At 69.8% G+C, this 15,660-nt stretch carries 12 protein-coding genes and 6 pseudogenes; 3 read left to right on the top strand and 15 right to left on the bottom strand.

All coding sequences use genetic code 11. The annotated features are described in order from the left end of the window. The 5 genes from ACT2CW_RS35625 to ACT2CW_RS35605 form a co-directional block, all read right to left on the bottom strand. Positions 1-592 (bottom strand): PucR family transcriptional regulator ligand-binding domain-containing protein (locus ACT2CW_RS35625; protein ID WP_445519525.1); only part of this gene is annotated, 592 nt, incomplete at its 3' end. 193 nt (positions 593-785) lie between these two features. Further along, entirely contained in the window at positions 786-1,028 is a 243-nt protein-coding gene (locus tag ACT2CW_RS35620; RefSeq protein WP_445519524.1) for a hypothetical protein, read from the bottom strand. Between the two features lie 501 nt (positions 1,029-1,529). Then, a complete protein-coding gene (locus tag ACT2CW_RS35615) occupies positions 1,530-2,564 on the bottom strand; it encodes a 1-aminocyclopropane-1-carboxylate deaminase (RefSeq protein WP_164435452.1) in 1,035 nt (344 codons plus the stop codon). A 13-nt stretch (positions 2,565-2,577) separates the two neighbouring features. Next, positions 2,578-3,858, bottom strand: a complete 1,281-nt coding sequence (locus tag ACT2CW_RS35610) for an MFS transporter (RefSeq protein ID WP_164435454.1) — start codon at positions 3,856-3,858, stop codon at positions 2,578-2,580. Beyond that, a complete protein-coding gene (locus ACT2CW_RS35605; RefSeq protein ID WP_445519523.1) occupies positions 3,855-5,249 on the bottom strand; it encodes a M20 family metallopeptidase in 1,395 nt (464 codons plus the stop codon). The genes ACT2CW_RS35610 and ACT2CW_RS35605 overlap by 4 nt, the downstream gene beginning before the upstream one ends. A gap of 199 nt (positions 5,250-5,448) precedes the next feature. Between ACT2CW_RS35605 and ACT2CW_RS35600 the strand changes: the two genes are divergently transcribed. Then, a complete protein-coding gene (locus tag ACT2CW_RS35600) occupies positions 5,449-6,462 on the top strand; it encodes a LysR family transcriptional regulator (RefSeq protein WP_445519522.1) in 1,014 nt (337 codons plus the stop codon). Positions 6,463-6,476: 14 nt separating this feature from the next. After that, positions 6,477-6,753 (top strand): annotated as a pseudogene (locus ACT2CW_RS35595) (LLM class F420-dependent oxidoreductase); the annotation flags it as partial. Positions 6,754-6,992: 239 nt separating this feature from the next. Here ACT2CW_RS35595 and ACT2CW_RS35590 read toward each other — a convergent pair. From ACT2CW_RS35590 to ACT2CW_RS35565, 6 genes and pseudogenes are all read right to left on the bottom strand, one after another. Continuing rightward, positions 6,993-7,607, bottom strand: coding sequence for a Gfo/Idh/MocA family oxidoreductase (locus ACT2CW_RS35590; protein ID WP_445519521.1), 615 nt, complete (start codon positions 7,605-7,607; stop codon positions 6,993-6,995). 233 nt (positions 7,608-7,840) lie between these two features. Further along, positions 7,841-8,173, bottom strand: a pseudogene (locus ACT2CW_RS35585) (cytochrome P450); the annotation flags it as partial. A 212-nt stretch (positions 8,174-8,385) separates the two neighbouring features. Further along, positions 8,386-9,207, bottom strand: coding sequence for a 3'-5' exonuclease (locus ACT2CW_RS35580; RefSeq protein WP_445519520.1), 822 nt, complete (start codon positions 9,205-9,207; stop codon positions 8,386-8,388). Positions 9,208-9,575: 368 nt separating this feature from the next. Further along, positions 9,576-9,870 (bottom strand): annotated as a pseudogene (locus tag ACT2CW_RS35575) (arginase family protein); the annotation flags it as partial. Between the two features lie 421 nt (positions 9,871-10,291). Further along, entirely contained in the window at positions 10,292-10,933 is a 642-nt protein-coding gene (locus ACT2CW_RS35570) for a Rid family hydrolase (protein ID WP_445519519.1), read from the bottom strand. Continuing rightward, entirely contained in the window at positions 10,930-12,540 is a 1,611-nt protein-coding gene (locus ACT2CW_RS35565) for a flavin monoamine oxidase family protein (RefSeq protein WP_445519518.1), read from the bottom strand. The genes ACT2CW_RS35570 and ACT2CW_RS35565 overlap by 4 nt, the downstream gene beginning before the upstream one ends. A 291-nt stretch (positions 12,541-12,831) precedes the next feature. Here ACT2CW_RS35565 and ACT2CW_RS35560 point away from each other — a divergent pair. After that, a pseudogene (locus tag ACT2CW_RS35560) lies at positions 12,832-13,426 on the top strand (DUF6807 family protein); the annotation flags it as partial. A 478-nt stretch (positions 13,427-13,904) separates the two neighbouring features. Here the strand turns inward: ACT2CW_RS35560 and ACT2CW_RS35555 are convergent. From ACT2CW_RS35555 to ACT2CW_RS35540, 4 genes and pseudogenes are all read right to left on the bottom strand, one after another. Further along, a complete protein-coding gene (locus ACT2CW_RS35555; protein WP_445519517.1) occupies positions 13,905-14,030 on the bottom strand; it encodes a hypothetical protein in 126 nt (41 codons plus the stop codon). Positions 14,031-14,185: 155 nt separating this feature from the next. Then, entirely contained in the window at positions 14,186-14,905 is a 720-nt protein-coding gene (locus ACT2CW_RS35550; RefSeq protein WP_445519516.1) for an HAD family hydrolase, read from the bottom strand. A gap of 321 nt (positions 14,906-15,226) precedes the next feature. Then, positions 15,227-15,367, bottom strand: a pseudogene (locus ACT2CW_RS35545) (LLM class flavin-dependent oxidoreductase); the annotation flags it as partial. A 95-nt stretch (positions 15,368-15,462) separates the two neighbouring features. Continuing rightward, positions 15,463-15,657: pseudogene (locus ACT2CW_RS35540) on the bottom strand (STAS domain-containing protein); the annotation flags it as partial. Positions 15,658-15,660: the final 3 nt, after the last annotated feature.

Below are 15,660 nucleotides of genomic sequence, written 5' to 3'. Positions count from 1 at the left end.
GGGGGGGGGGGGGGGGGCCGGGAGGGAAGACACCACCAAAAGGGGTTTCCGGCGCCACCGCCAGCACCTCGCCCGCCGGGTCCACGACCGCCGCCCAGCCCCCGTACTCCCGCGCCAGCTCCCGCGTGGTGCCCCGCACCGCGCCCAGCTCCAGCGCCGCGGCGGTGAGCCGCGGGTAGAGGTGCAGAGCGCGGTGCAGAGCGGAGCGTTCCTCACTCGCGATCCGGCTGGCCACGGCCTGGGCGAGCGCCACGAACGGGGTCGTGTACGGCACCACGAGCACCGGCAAACCGGTCTCCTCGCCGACCCGCACGACCTCCGGCGGCACGTCGTCGTAGACGAGGTCGACGGCGATCCCGATGCCCGCCGCCCCCGTCTCGGCGAGTCGGCGGGCCGTCGCGGCCACGGACTCGGGCCCCGGGCGCCCTATGCCGGTGGTGAGCACCAGAGAACCGGCCTCCAGCCACGGTGTGGGATCGCCCACCTCACTCGCGTGCACCCAACTGATCGGCCGGTCGAGCCCGCTCGCACCGGCGGCCACGGCCAGCTCGAACTCACGGCGCGCGACGAGTTCCCGGACGCTGAGGGGCATGGGCACGGCTCCTTCCGAGAAGAACAGGCACCCATTACGCCATGTCCTGCCCGGTCGTCGTACCGCGGCCCCTTCCACGGCGGGGTCTGCCTCGGCGGCCACCTCCCCGCGCGGCCGACCCCACGGGCCCGCTCATGAAGAGCACGATCCGAACCGCGTAGTTCAGACCGCGCTCGGTGCGTGTTCCTGTAGCTCAGCCCTCGCGTATGACCGTGCGCAGGTGGGTGGCGAAGATGTCGGGGCTCTCGACGAACCCGGTGTGGCCGCCGGGGAACGTCGTCGGCTCGGTGCCCGGCGACTGAGCGAGCGCGCGGGAGGTTCGGCCGCGGAGCTGTCCGGCGGAGTCGTCGCCGATGCCCACCACGATGCGGGTGGTCGCCGCGCGCAGGACTGCCGGAAACCCACACGCCCGGCACGCCGTCTTGGCTGCCGTCACCACAGAGCAGCACAGGGGTCAGGTCCGACAAGCCGTCGGTCGCCGCAGGCGACCGGTACCGGCACGACCTCGGTCGGGTCGAGCATCCGTCACCGATCTCGCGATCTCGTCGCCTCCCGAGACGGAGTGCTCGCGATGAGTTTCCTGCCCGGCGCCGGTCTACAGGTACGGAGGCGAGCGCGGGCTCGGCCCGGGACCGTCCCGGTGGACGGCACGGTGTGCGTCACGAGCGACACGGTCAGCAGGCAGTTCCTCTACAACCCGACGACCGTGCACAAGGCACGTGGCGCGCCGACAACACGTGCTGACCTGACCGCACAGTGGGCGCTCCCCAGTCGAAGCGCCCACTTTCCCTCAGTCCCGGTCGGATGACGGAGAGACCACAAGCCGATCACCGCAGCGCCGACAGCCCCAGCGTGTCATTCCCCTTCCCGCTGCCACGGTCAGTCGCCACCAGGTATCGAGCCCCGGGATGGGCCGGGCCGTGAGGACGGGTAGACCTCACCGACGCTCTCCAGTCGACGCCGACCCGAACAGGGCGCTGTAGCCGTTCAGTGCCGGCTGCCCGCCGAGGTGGGCGTAGAGCACCTTGGCGTCCTTGGCGATCTCGCCTCGGGTGACGAGGTCGATGAGGCCCGCCATGGACTTGCCCTCGTACACCGGGTCGGTGATCATGCCATCGGTCCGTGCGGCCAGCCGCATGGCGTCCAGGGTGGACTCGTCCGGGATGCCGTAGGTGCCCGCGTGGTAGCGCTCGTCCAGCAGGATCTCGTCGTGGGCGAGCTCCCGGTCCAAGCCGATGAGCGATGCGGTCCCGCGCGCGATCCGCGCCACCTGGTCCCAGGTCTCCTTCGGCTTGGCCGAGGCGTCGATGCCGAGGATCCGCCGCGGCCGTCCGCCCAGCGCGGCGAATCCGGCGATCATGCCGGCCTGGGTACTGCCGGTGACCGCGCACACCACGATGGTGTCGAAGAAGACCCCGAGCTGTTTCTCCTGCTCCGCCACTTCGAACGCCCAGTTCGCGAAGCCCAGCCCGCCGAGCCGGTGGTCCGAGGCGCCGGCGGGGATCGCGTAGGGCTTGCCGCCCGCCGCCTCGATCTCCGCGATCGCTTGCTCCCAGCTCTCCTTGAACCCGATGCCGAACCCGGCCTTCACCAGCCGCACGTCCGCTCCGGCGAGCCGGGACAGCAGGATGTTGCCGACCTTGTCGTACACCGGGTCCGGCCAGTCGACCCAGCTTTCCTGGATCAGCACGCACTTGAGCCCGGCCCGGGCCGCGACCGCCGCGACCTGGCGCGTGTGGTTGGACTGCACGCCGCCGATCGATACGAGGGTGTCGCAGCCCTGTGCCAGGGCATCGGCGACGAGGTACTCCAGCTTGCGGGTCTTGTTGCCGCCGTAGGCGATGCCGGAGTTGCAGTCCTCGCGCTTGGCCCAGATCTCCGCGCCGCCCAGGTGCTTGGTCAGACGCTCCAGTCGGTGCACCGGCGACGGGCCGAACAGCAGCGGGTAGCGGTCGAAGTCGTTGAGGGACAAGGGATTTCTCCGATCAGTGAATGCCGTGCCTGCGCCGCGCGAACGCCACGCAGGACAGGCTGAGCACGGCCAGGAACATCAGGTAGAAGGTCGGCGCGAGCTTGTTGCCGGTCACGTCGACGAGCCAGACGATGATCAGCGGCGTCGTGCCGCCGAACAGCATCACGGCGATGTTGTAGCTCACCGCCAGGCCGGTGGCCCGGTTGGTGACGGGGAACAGCTCCGCCATCATCGCGGGCAGTGGCGCGAAGTAGCCGGCCTTCAACACGCCGACCAGGAACATCACGCCGAGTATCACCCCGAAGCCCGGTGCGGCGACCAGGAACGCGAGGCTCGGGTACACCAGCGCGAGGATCAGCGTCGCGAAGATCAGCATGATCCGGGTGCGGCCGAACCGGTCCGACAGGTGACCCACCACGGGAGTCAGGCCGGTCAGCACGATCCCGGTGACCAACGTGGACGCGAATCCGGTCGACGCCGGCAGGTCCAGCTCCTTCACCGCGAACGTGGGCATGTAGGTGATGAAGTAGCTGATCGCGGTGGACACGGCGAGCGCGCCCATGGCCACGAGCATGCGGTCCTGCTGGGTGCGGAACGTCTCCTTCATCGGCGCGCGTTCCTGGTCGGCGGTCTTGACGAACTCACCGGCCTCGCCGACGTAACGCCGGATGTAGTAGCCGACCGGGCCGATCAGCAGGCCGAAGAAGAACGGGATGCGCCAACCCCACGACTCCAACTGCGCGTCGGACAGCGTGGTCGTGAGCACCGTGCCGAAGGCCGACGCGAGCAGCGTCGCGAACCCCTGGCTCGCGAACTGCCAGCTGGCCATGAAGCCGCGCTTCTCGGGCATGTGCTCGACGAGGAACGCGGTGGCGCTGCCGAACTCCCCACCCGCGGAGAAGCCCTGGATGAGCCGGGCGATCAGGATCGCGATCGGCGCGACGAGCCCGATCTTCGCGTACGGCGGCATGACCGCGATGAGCAGCGTCGCGACCATCATGAGCCGGATCGACACCATGAGCGCACGCTTGCGCCCGGCACGGTCGGCATACGCGCCGAGTACGAGTGCCCCCAGTGGACGGACCACATAGGCCACCGCGAACGTGCCGAGCGTCAGCAGCAGCGACACGGTCTCGTCGGCGGTGGGGAAGAACTGGTTCGAGATCGTCGCGGCGAAGAAGCCGTAGACGAGGATGTCGAACCATTCCAGCGCGTTCCCGATGGACGCGGCGACGATGACCCGGCGCACCTTCACCGGTGCTTCGGGGGCGGCTGTCCGTGTGGGTGCGGTCATGGGTGGCTCCTCACGGGAGAGTCCTCGCCGAGGTCCCAGAACAGGCCCGCCATGATGCGCAGACTCTCCCGCGCCACGGGGGCCAGCAGGTGCTCGTCCGGGGCGTGCTGGGCGCAGGCGGGGTAGGAGTGCGGGACCCAGAGCGTGCACAACCCGAGCTCGCCTGCGAAGGCATCGTTGGGAAGGCTGCCGCCGAGGTTCGGCAGCAGCGCGGGTTCCGTGCCGGTGGTGCGGCTGATCGAGCCGAGCGCCCAGCGCACCCAGGGGTCGTCCGGATCTGTCCGGGTCGGCGGCATGGTCGGGCCGACCTCGACGTCGACCATGGGAAATCCGTGCTCGTCCAGGTGGGTACGGAGGATGACGCCAAGCTTGTCGACGTCGGTGCCGACCACGGAACGGAGCTGGAGTTGCGCGTGTGCGCTGCCGGGAATGGCGTTGACCGGGTGGTCCGGGTTACCCGCGGCGAGCGAGAGCACCTCGACGCTGTTCCAGCCGACGAGGCGCTCGGCCGGGGTGAGACCGGGTTCGCCCCAGCCGTCGTCGACGGTCGGATCGTCCGGTCCGCCGCCGACGGCGATGTCGCGCAGGGCTTCCCGGACGTTCTCGGGGATCTCCGGCGGCCGCAGACCGGAGACGAGGATGCGGCCCCGCGCGTCGACGATGGTGGCGAGCGCGCCCGCCAGCACCGTCGCCGGGTTGCGCAGCAGGCCGCCCCAGTTGCCGGAGTGGTACGAGCCCTCGCGCAGGTCGGCCCGCAGCGTGAACGGGGTCGAGCCGCGTGAACCGAGGAACAGCGTCGGTCGCTCCGCGGCCACGCGCGGCCCGTCGGACGCGATCAGCACGTCGGCGGCGAGCTCGTTCCGCAACTGCGCGCAGACCGTGCGCAGGCCCGGCGAGCCGGACTCCTCCCCGGTCTCGACCAGCACCTTGAGGTTGAAGCCGAGTCGGCCGCGCACGCGGAGCACGTGCTCGAGTGCCGCGAAGTTGATGGTGTGCTGGCCCTTGTTGTCGGCGGTGCCGCGGCCGTACCAGCGGTCGCCCTCGACCACGACCTGCCACGGATCGAGGCCGGGCCGCCATCGCTCCGGCTCGCCGAGGACCACGTCGCCGTGGCCGTAGACCAGCACCGTGGGCAGCTCACCGTCCTCGTGCCGGGTCGCCACGAGCAGCGGGTAGTCGCCCGCGGGGTTGTCGACGACGCGCGCCTCGCAGCCCAGTCGGCCGGTGAGCGCCGGGGCCAGCTCGTCGGTGAGGTAGGAACGCAGCGTCCGCGCCCGTGCGCCGCCCTGGCTTTCGGTCGCGAACGCGACCCGGCGGCCGAGGTCGGCGAGGAATTCCCCGGAATCGTAGTATTCGGTGGCGCAATCGATCACGGCAGCACGGGTCATCATTACCCTTAACATGAGAAACGTGCGATTTACAATTCGTCCGGCCGGTGCGCCGAGTTTACGGAGCGGCGACAGGACGGCGATAGAGGGGACAATTGCACGTTTTCGAAGGGTGTATTGACCTGACGGCAACGACAACGGTCGGCGGCTTCCCCACCACCACCCTCAGCGGACGCGCTCCGCGCTGGAGTACATTCTCGGGATGCACCTCCTGCCCACGTCGCTGCGCTACTTCCTCGAGGTCGCGCGCACCGGTTCGATCAGCGAGGCCTCGGAGCGCCTGCACGTGGCCACGTCGGCGATCAGTCGGCAGATCGCGAAGCTGGAGCAGGACGTCGGGGCGCCGCTGTTCGAGCGCCAGCCGCGGGGGATGGTGCTGTCGGAGGCGGGCGAGATTCTCACCGCCTACGCCCGGCGCAGCGCGCTCGAGGCCGAGCAGGTGCTCGCCGACGTGCACGGCGTCGAGGCCCTGCACCGCAGCACCGTCAAACTCGCGAGCTCCGAGGGTTTCGCGCGCGATTTCCTGCCGGCGGCTATCACCGCATTTCGGGAAAAATATCCGGGGGTGCGGTTCCGGCTGAATGTCACCGGCCCCAGCGCGGCGACGCGGCAGGTGATAGACGGCACGGTGGACCTGGCCGTCACTTATAGCCTCGGACCGGAATGGGGAATCAAGGTCGAGTATTCGCAGCAGCAGCCGATCTACGCGCTGATGCCCGACGATCATCCGCTGGCGGACCGGGAGTACGTCGAGCTCGCGGACCTGCTGGAGTACCCGCTCGCGCTGATGGACGAGGGAACCACGATCCGGCAACTCTTCGATGTCTGCGTCGCGCTGGAAGGGCTGAGCTTCGAGCCCGCGCTCGTCAGCAACTACTCGGGTGCGCTACAGAGTTTCGCGCAGCTACGCGGTGGGGTCACCCTGGTCGGTCCGCTGACGGTGCGGCGGCGACTCGGTGCCGACCGCCTGGCGCTCGTTCCCATCCACAACCCGGAACTGAGCCGCCGGAGCATGCAGATCCAATCGATGGCGCGGCGCGCGTTGCCCGCGGCGGTGCGGGCCTTCCTCGCGCATCTGATCGAGCAGATCGGTGATGACATTCAGCAGGTCGGTCTGGCCACTGGCGATGCAGCCAGACCGCCGATCAGGGCACCGGCAGTTCCCGCTCACGGGGCAAGAGTTCAGGGAGGAGGGGATCAGCCCGGCGACCGGTAAAATGACGTTGGGCCGGAGTGAGCCACGGTCCGCTGGTGAAGGACTACAGCCGCCCGTACGCGGCGATGACCGGCTACCTCGACGAGCTGGACGAGGCCGGCGTCGCCGCCGACAGCAGGGTGCTGGCCGCGCTGGGCCCGAAGATGATGAAGCTGTCCGGCGAGCGGGCGGCCGACGCCATCCCCTATCTGATTCACCGAGGCCGACCTGGCCGCGGGCGGCAGCGACCGCCTGATCGACGCGGTCTTCGCCTGGGGCGACGAGGACCGCATCCGCGACCGCATCGACACCTTACGAGCCTTGCTCTGCGAGTGTGACCTTCCGGCCCGCGCGCGCCGCCTCTCGGACCCGCTCCAGCATGCGATGCCGCCGGACGGCGTGCCGGAAGTCGGGAACGCCGTCCTCATCTGGCGCAAGGTTCCCGGTGATCTGGTCGCGCAGAAGCGCGTACGCGTGGGCGACGTTGCAGGCGGGCTCGGTGGATCGCCCGGCCCATTGCGTCAGCGACCGCTGATAGCGGGCGGGAGCCGTTAGCTCGGCCAACGTGCCGTCCTCTCCCCGGGCTCCGTTGAGCCGCAGCCCCCCGTACCACCACTGAACCTGGTCGGCCTTGACGACGAGATCACCGTCCGTGCCGTTGATCTCCCAGTGAAACGTGGTGGCGCGTGACGTGCCGCCGCGGATGTGCACTGCGGCCACGGCCCCGACTCCAGCACCCCGGTGACGGCGATCTGGTCCTCTGCGGTCTTGGCCGCAACCGCCCCGCTCGTGACGTGGGTAACCTCCGGGCGCAGGTTTTCGATGAGAGCCGACACCTCACGGAACTCCCCGAGCACCATGGCCCCGACGGCCGTGAGCACACCCCTGCGATGCGCGAGGCCGGCCAGCTCCTCGGCCTGTGTGAGGTCGGCACCGAGCGGCCACTCGCTGAACCCCATCTTCCCCGCTTCCAGCGCGGGTCGGATGAGTTCCAGGTGATGCGGAACCTTCACCGTCACCACCACGAGATCGACTTCCTCACTGCGGGCCAGCTCCGCCGCGCTGCCGTAGGTCAGCGGCACCGCATACTTCTCGTCGGCCGCACGCGCGGATTCGGCGCTGCTGGCGCTCAGCGCCGTCATGTGCGCCCCGGCGTTCGCGGTCATCCGCTCTCTCATCTCAAAGCGGCCCATAGCCATGGAGGACACGGTCTGAGCAATACGGTCAGCTGCACGTCGATCGGCTTGCCGTTCGTTACCGCGGAACCACACTCGGCGAGCTCGCTCCGCCGCGCCCTGCCCCTGCGGCGCGTCGGCGCCTCCGAACCGGCCGAGGAACAACCGAACGAACGACCGGCGCTGCTCTACTTCGCGTCCTGGGGCGAGGCGGTTCATTGCGGCTACGGCGACGGGGCCAGCTCGATGGGAAGGTGCCGGGGGCCGCGCAGCACGGCGCTGCGCCGGTAGGGGGAGGGTCTTCGACCAGGGTTGCGGAGTACTCCCAGGGCGATCTGGGCTTCGACCCGAGCGAGGGGTGCGCCGTAGCAGATGTGGACGCCGCTGCCGAATCCGAGGTGCTGGTTGTCCCGGCGGGTGGGGTCGAACCGGTCGGGGTCGCGGAACCGCTTCGGATCACGGTTGGCCGAGGCCAGCGCGAGCACCACGGGTACGCCCTTGGGGATGGTCGTGCCCGCGACGTCGACGTGGGTGAGGGGCGTGCGGTCCAGCAAATTCGACATCTGCGGCATGATCAGGGCCTTTCCTCAGGAGCATCCCGTGCTGCCCTGGCAAGTACCTCGGTGCTGTCAAAACTCGTTCTCAGCCGCGCGCGACCGGTCCGGGGCGCTGTGGGGTGCCAGTAAAGAGGCGTTCCCGCGAGAAGCCCCCCAGCAAGTGAAGATCATCGAGGACCCTGCGTACCCGCACCGCTGACGGGCGACGCAGTTCACCGGAAGCCCCCGCCCCCGTCGCCGGACTTTGCCATCTCCCACAGCCGCTCCGCCACGGCACGGCAGTCCGAGACCGCCCGGTGGTCTCCTCCGTACAGCGGCTGCCAGGCGTAGTTCCCCCAGTACTCGGACCAGTCCCCGTACCAGTCCGAGTACGGCACCATCGCGTCCTCGAAACGCACCGTGCCGAGCCAGGAGTCGACGGCGTCTTCGGGGTTCTGGTGGCCGGTCTGCCGGTAGTGCATGGTCAACTCGTGCCGGAGCCTGGCAACGTCGAACGCCTGGTTGCAGATGACGCAGCGGCGGCCGTGCAGCACCGCGGCGAGTCGGTCGAGGACGACCTCGAACGAGGGCGCCATTGCCACCTGGGCGTCCATGATCCCGTGGATATCGGTCGCATCAGCTGGGATCGGCTCGCCCGGGTTGATGAGCGTGTCCATCAGGACGTCACCGGCAGCGGTGATGACCCCGAGGTCTACGATGCGGGCCTCGTCATGCAGGCCCGTGGTCTCCGTATCCAAGATGACCGTGTCCGGATCGGCGAGGACCTCCCGCGCCCACTCCTCGAGCGCCTCGACCTCGCGCCGCCGCATTTCGATGGCACGCTCTTCGGCCTCCCGCCGCTCCCGCTCCCGTTCGGCCCGTTCCCGCTCGTCCCGCTCGGCGCAGGGCGGACACCAGCGCGGTCCGCACCACGTCCCGGCGGCCCGCTCGGCAGCGACCTCCTCATCCGTCGCGGTCACCTTGTGGCAATCCCGGCCGGGGCACGTGCGCCGCCACACCACCAGCCGCTCCTCCTCGAGCTGGCGACGGATCACACGGTGCAGCCAGCACGGCACGCACTCGCCGCTACGCAAGAACTCGCGGGTTTCTGGCCTGGGCGGTTGCCCGCGGCGGCGCAGCCACCCCAGCGGCGGGGTCGATCGGGCTTCGGGCCAACCGCGGTCGACGAGAACAAGCCCACCCTCCTCGGCGGGGCCGTCCTGGCCGTCGCGGCGGCCGGAAGCGTGCTCATGATGCGGCGCCACAGGAGCGTACGGCGAGAGTAGGACTCCGTTAGGTCGTTCTGTCGGGAACGCCATGCCTGGGCACTCGGGCGGCACGCCCTGGGCTGGACGGGTACGGCACACCTGGCTCGCGGGGGCGTCCGAGCCCGGCACCGTCGCCGGTCAGGGCAGGGCGAGAGCTACGCGAGCAGGTCGGCGAGCGGGGCCGTGCAGGAGCCATCCGGGTCGAGATCGGGGTCGTAGATGGTGACGTTGAGCCCCACGCACCGGTGCGAGCCGACCAATCCGCAGCAGCGGCACGAGTTCGCCGGACAGCAGCCCGCCGTCGTCGGGGCTGTCCACGGCGGGCATCACCAACGGATCCAGCACGTCGGCGTCCAGGTGTACCCAGAAGCCGTCGAGAGCAGCCGCCTCCAGCGTTCGCAGCGCCGCGCCAGCCGTCTGCTGGGGGCCGCGCTCCCGGGTCTCCCCAACCGCGCCGCCGACTGCGCGTGGCACACCCGCGACACCGACACCGGCCCCGCCGCTGGACGGCGGGGTGGGCCGCGGCCGGTGGTAGAGGCGGTGCGGTGTGGCGGTCCTGACGGTGTACGCGGACCGTGTCGGAAGGCTGTGGCGGATCGCGGAGATGTGTGCCCGGTACGCGGCCGCCACTACCGGCTGCCGTGTCCTGGACCCGCCCCGCCCCCGGCCCATCCTGTCCCGGCCCGGATCAGCAGGTCCTCGATCGCCGCCGCGATGGCGCCCTCGTCGGTGTTGTCGGCGCCCCCGCGCGGCCGGCAGCGCCCTCGACGACTGACTGGGGGCGCCGCCCGGCTGGGGCAGCGTCGCTTCGGGGCCGGGCCCGGTTACGGGCCCGGCCCCTCGCTGCGGTTGCCCCGCGGGTCTGTGCCCGTCAGCGCGCCTTGTACGCGGCGGTGACCTCGACCTCCACCATCCAGCCCTTGACGGCCAGCGACGCGACCTCCATCGTGGCACGCGCGGGCCGGGCCTTGTTGGCGACCAGCGGTGCCTTGGGGGCGGAGGTGCCCATCGGGACCGGGACGACCTCCTTCGAGGTGAGGTCGATGTTGGCGAAGTACTGGCGGTACGCGCGGTTCCATCCCGCGTAGTCGGCGGTCTCGACGCCGGGCGGTTTCATCAGGTAGCACTTCATGGTGATGACGTCGGCCAAGGTCAGGCCCGCCGCTTCGAGGTTGCTCTTGATGTTGCGCAGGACGACCAGTGCCTGGGCCTCGGTGACCGTGACTCCCGTGGCGCCCTGAGTGAGGGCCGGGTCGGTGTAGAGCTCGGGTGAGCCGGCCGGAGCGGACGGGTTGAGCGCGGTCGGGCCGAGGCCGCTGCTCTGGTAGATCGCCACCTCACCGCCGGTCGCCACTCCGGTGGCGATGGCCGGGTTGGACTGGCCTTCGGGCAGGCTGACGCGGACCTCTTTGGGGCCGGGCCACCAGCCTCTGCTCTCGGCGAGCGCGGTGCCGCCGGTGAGGAGCGAGGCGGTCAGGGCCGTACCGATCGCAACCTTCGCGCGTCGCTTCATGCGGCCATCACTCTTTCGTGGATGTCGGTCACGACCTTGCGGGCCGAGGAGAACGCGCCATGCTGCCAGGCGATGACATGGCTGAGCCAGTCGCCGGCGAAGTAGACGTGCCCGGCGGGCTGGTTGAGCAGCTTGTACTCGGGACCGGTCTGCGAGGGCCACTCCACCCAGCCGGCCTCGATATGAGGCGTGCGGTGCCAGGCCACACTGAAGGAGTGATCGAGTTCGGTGCGGTACTTGTCGCCGTGGATCTTCACGCCCCGGCTCACCGCCCGCGCAAGGCGCTGGGCGTGCGGCAGATCGCTGTACGCGACGGCGTTGGCACCGAAGTTGTAGTAGCCGATGAGTGTGCCGCGGCGGCCCTGGTGGCCGTAGGAGGGGTACCAGATGGTGGCCAGGTCGGTGTCGGTCGGCGTGATGCCACCGTAGATGTGCTCGTCCGTCTCCCACCATCGGCTGCGGTACTCGAGCCCGATCTTGCCGACGGGGGTCGGGACGGCGTACTTCAGCGCCGCGGTGATGTCGGTGCCCAGGTTGTGCTTGAGGCGGGCCATGACCATCGGCGGCATGGCCGCGACAACGAAGTCGGCGCGCTGGGTGCGGGTACGGCCGCCGGCATCCTTGTACGTGACCTCGGCACCGTCCGGCAGGTCCTTGACCTCCAGCGCCTTGGCACCATAGGTGATGCGGTTCTGGCCGATCGCCTTGGCCAGGGCGTACGGGATCGCGTCCATGCCGCCCACCGGCTGGAACATCAGCATGGCCTGGTCGTAGCCGAATTCGAAGGCGAAGCGCTGCCCCACGCCGCTGGCGAGGACGTCCGACAGCGTCGGCACCGGGCCGAGGACCGTGCCGTCGTCGAAGGCCGCCCCCGGCTCGGCGGAGTAGCCTCGCCGGTCGGTGCCGGTGTAGGCGTAGCCGTCGGCTTTGCCCTTGATGGCGCCGAAGCTTTGCAGGAACGCGATCAGTCGTTCCTTGTCCTGCGCGGTGAGCCGTGCGTCCAGGGCGCCCTGGTCGGTGGCCTTGGCGAGCAACTCGGAGATGTAGCCGTAGACGTCGGCCTTCGCCGTGCGCCAGCGCATGGGCTTTCCCGCGAGGGCGGCACTGCTCTCGTGGTAGATGTACGCGTTGGCGTTCTGGTTGGTGAACACCTGGAGTTCGACGCCGAGTTCGCGGCAGTACTCGAGAGTGACGTGTGACTGCGGCAGCCGGGCCGGGCCCGCGTTCATGTACTGGCCCTTGGTGAACGACGCCGTCTGCGTCCGCCCGTCGAGGTCGGTCAGCGCCGTGCCGCCGCGGACCGTCCAGTTGCGGCCCCCGGGGCGGTCCTTCGCCTCCAGGATCTGGCAGTCGTAACCGGCTTTGCCCAGCTCGTACGCCGTCGCCAGGCCGGCTATGCCGCCGCCGAGCACGAGTACCTTCTTGCCGCCGCGTCCGGTGAGCGCGAAGTCGCTTCGCCGGGGCGCCCGATACTCATCCGCCCGCACGTCTGGCACCGGGGCGAGCCCGAGTGCGCCCATCGCCGAGTACAGCACTCCGGCGCCCCCCGCGACGCCGACGGATCTCAGGAAGGCACGGCGGGATCCTGCGGACTGCTCTGCGGCCATCAATTCCTCCTCATCCGCCCCCGGGGCGCGCGCCGGCCGGGGAGCGGTCGTTCGATCAACCCGGTCACGTGGGGGGTGCGAGTTACTGAGGAGACCGGAGGTGCGCCATGAGCCTCCGCCGAGACTGTTACAACGCGATACCGCTGACGTAACCGGTTTCGAGCCGTGCGCCGCGAAGGAGGAAGGAGCGGGCGCGATCCCGTCTTGGGTCGGGGGCCAGGGTCTTTGCGTGCAGTTGATTCGGCCGGTTGGTCAGGTGATCCCGAGGGCTGTCAGGGGCCGCTGTGGATCGTCCACACACACGGCGATCGCGTCACCCTCGCCGAGCTGCTCACACAGCATCCGCACACTGGCGAGTTGTGGGCCGAGGAGGAGCGCCGCATCGAGGTGCACGACGTCGGCGTCGCCGCCCGGTGCTGGACGCTGACCTGGAGCTCCGCGACCGCGAACAGACACGACGAGCCGCTGGTGTTCGGCAGCCCGAGCACGGCTGGCCGGGAGATGGCCGACTACACCGGTCTGGCGGGGACCGCGCGCCTTTCGTGATGGACGGATCATCGCGCCCGATGCGGAGGGCCCCGGCCTGATGGAACAGCCGTCCCCTTGGCTCGCATACTCGGACGCACACGACGGCACCGACGGGCACACCGGCCCTGGTCTTCGCGCATGCCTCTGAGAACGACCACCTCGGCCAGCGGGACTCCACCCGGCCCACTGGTTCGTCCGCAACGATCCGATCGCCGCGGTCGCCCCTTCCTGGGCGTTGCACGACGAGCTCGAACTGGGCCCGGGCGATACGCTGCGCCGCCGGCACCGGGCCTTGGTGGCGGACGGCGCTTGGGAACGTGACGAGGTCACCACGTACCTCACGGAGCATCCGTGGTAACGCCGCAGACGTCGCGGCGTTGTTCCCCGTTCCGCCTACACCGGACAACCGTCTGCTGATACGAGCAAGCCTGAGTAAACGGGATCTGCGTTGCCCTGCCGCACTGCCATGGAGCAAGCAGCCGATCTCTCCATGGAGCGAAAGGGGGCACGCCGTCGAGGGAGGCAGGGCCAGCGTGCCATCGGGCGAGGCGCAGCGGCTCGGCATCGTGCGCACGCTGCTGATCGACACACCAGTGCGTCCTGGACGAGGCCATGTCGTTCGCCGACGCCAAGACCGAGGTCGAGACCCGGCGCGCCCCGGACGTCCTGTGCGCGGGCCGGAGCCAACTGGTCATCTGCACACCGGCTGGAGACCGTCACCCGCGCCGACCGCATCCACCCGCCACACCTCCACCCCAGCCGCACTGCCTTGGAGCGACCAGCAAGAGGCCCCGGCGAGAGCGGGGCTCGTCAGACCCCGCGGCCGTCAAAGACGGTCAGTACGGTTGGATGCGGGTGAGGACGATGTACGGCGGGTCGGCGTCAGCGACGATGACGTACTCGGCGACGCCGAGGATTCCGTCCCAGTCGAGCGGAATGCGTCTTTGCTGATGCCACTTCACTGGGGCGGTGCTGCCCCGGCACCATGTCCCGTGTCTCGTTGATCACTGTGGCCGCGATGATCGCCCCGAACACCTCACCCGGCAGGGATAAGCCGGCCAGCGGCGCGTCAGCCTACGAAGAATCCCGCCGGGCGTTAGATATGAGAATCAGCTTCTCACTGCGCGGCCGTCTCGCGGCCGTTCTCCGCGTCGGCGAGCCGCAGGATCGCCGTCAGCCCCCGGGACACGCGCACGTCACGCTCGCTCGGCAGCAGGTACACCGGCAACCCGGCCCGCGCCGCCGCGCCGTCCTTGACCGGATCGTCGCCGACGAACAGCACCCGCCCGGCCGAAAGGCCCAGACGCTCGCAGGCGACGCCGAAGATGGCAGGGTCGGGCTTCGCCAGCCCGACCTCGCAAGACAGCACCACCGCATTGAGCTGATCCAGCACACCGGTGCGCTTGAAGACCGGCCGGATATCCCAGCCGATATTGCTCAGCACGCCCGTGCGCACGCCTGCGGCACTGAGCGCCTCGAGTACCGGAAGTGTGTCGGGATACGGGAGCCAGGCGTCGTTGTCGGTCAGGCAGTCGTAGAGCGCCTCCACCAGCGGTGGCTCAAACGGCCCAGCATCAGCGATCAGCCCGGTCCAGATCCGCCGGTGCGCATCGGGCGACAGGTCACATCCTTCCTTCGCCGCGCCGCGCTCCGGCGCATCCACGTACGCCAGTGTGCGGCGGATCAGCGTCGCCGCCACCTGCTCGTCAAGCCTGACACCGCGGTCGCCTGCCTTCGCCACCAGCCGTGGCGCCGTGAGCACCCCTGTGTCATCGAACAGTGTCCCCGCGAAGTCGAAGAGGACCCCATGGACTCCCCCTTCACCAGGTTCGCTCACTGGTACAACCATCCTTTGTCTCGGTGATCCTGAGTGGGTCACATGCACTTCAAACGCCGCTGCGCTACCGCCCAGTTCACCTGACCGGCGAGGCCCATCATGGGTCCTGCGGAGTCCGGCGGCAGCCCGGGACGTGCCGACCGTCGACAACGCTGAGCACCACCGAGCGCCGAACAGCCAACGATCAGTCCGAACATGCCCGCCAGCACCACGCCGAAGCCCTCACGCTCCTCGACGGCCTCTCCGACTCGCCCGCCGCCGCCCTGCTCCAGTGGCTCCAGGAGCTACCACCAAATGACCGGTACAACTGCTCGGCGGCATAAGGATCGGGACGACGCCGTCCACGAACAGGTTGAGCTCGTCCTCGACGCGGAAGGCGAGGACGATCCCGTCGAAGGCCCTGGCGTCGAACCACCGCTCGATGGCGTCGGCCACCGTCTGCGGGGCGCCGACGAACGGCGAAGGCGATGTCCGGGAACGGGGCGTCCAGGTCGTGCGTGCTGAAGTCGTAGGCGACCGGTGAGCCCGCCCCGGATGGGCGGGCTCACCCCTGCTCGCTACTCGATAGTGAAGACCCGCCCGGCGTGCGTCAGCCGCACCAATCTCGCCAGCGGGTGTGGAACCGAACGCAGCCGCAGCTGGCTGCCGTGGACTTTCGCCGCGCCGGCGACGGCCACCAACGCGGACAGACCGGTGCAGTCGCAGAAGGTGAGCCCACCGCAGTCGACGTCGACGCTGTAGCGGATGACCCGGCC

This window comes from Streptomyces sp. NEAU-174 (assembly GCF_052665095.1).
Note: the sequence above shows the minus strand (reverse complement) of the source record. Positions and strands in the feature narration are given on the sequence as shown.

Bases quoted from the DNA above. Each gene is read 5' to 3' on its own strand.
- ACT2CW_RS35590 (WP_445519521.1), bottom strand. From the start codon at position 7,607: ATGACCGCGAACGCCGGGGCGCACATGACGGCGCTGAGCGCCAGCAGC.
- ACT2CW_RS35600 (WP_445519522.1), top strand. From the start codon at position 5,449: ATGCACCTCCTGCCCACGTCGCTGCGCTACTTCCTCGAGGTCGCGCGC.
- ACT2CW_RS35605 (WP_445519523.1), bottom strand. From the start codon at position 5,249: ATGATGACCCGTGCTGCCGTGATCGATTGCGCCACCGAATACTACGAT.
- ACT2CW_RS35570 (WP_445519519.1), bottom strand. From the start codon at position 10,933: ATGAAGCGACGCGCGAAGGTTGCGATCGGTACGGCCCTGACCGCCTCG.
- ACT2CW_RS35565 (WP_445519518.1), bottom strand. From the start codon at position 12,540: ATGGCCGCAGAGCAGTCCGCAGGATCCCGCCGTGCCTTCCTGAGATCC.
- ACT2CW_RS35610 (WP_164435454.1), bottom strand. From the start codon at position 3,858: ATGACCGCACCCACACGGACAGCCGCCCCCGAAGCACCGGTGAAGGTG.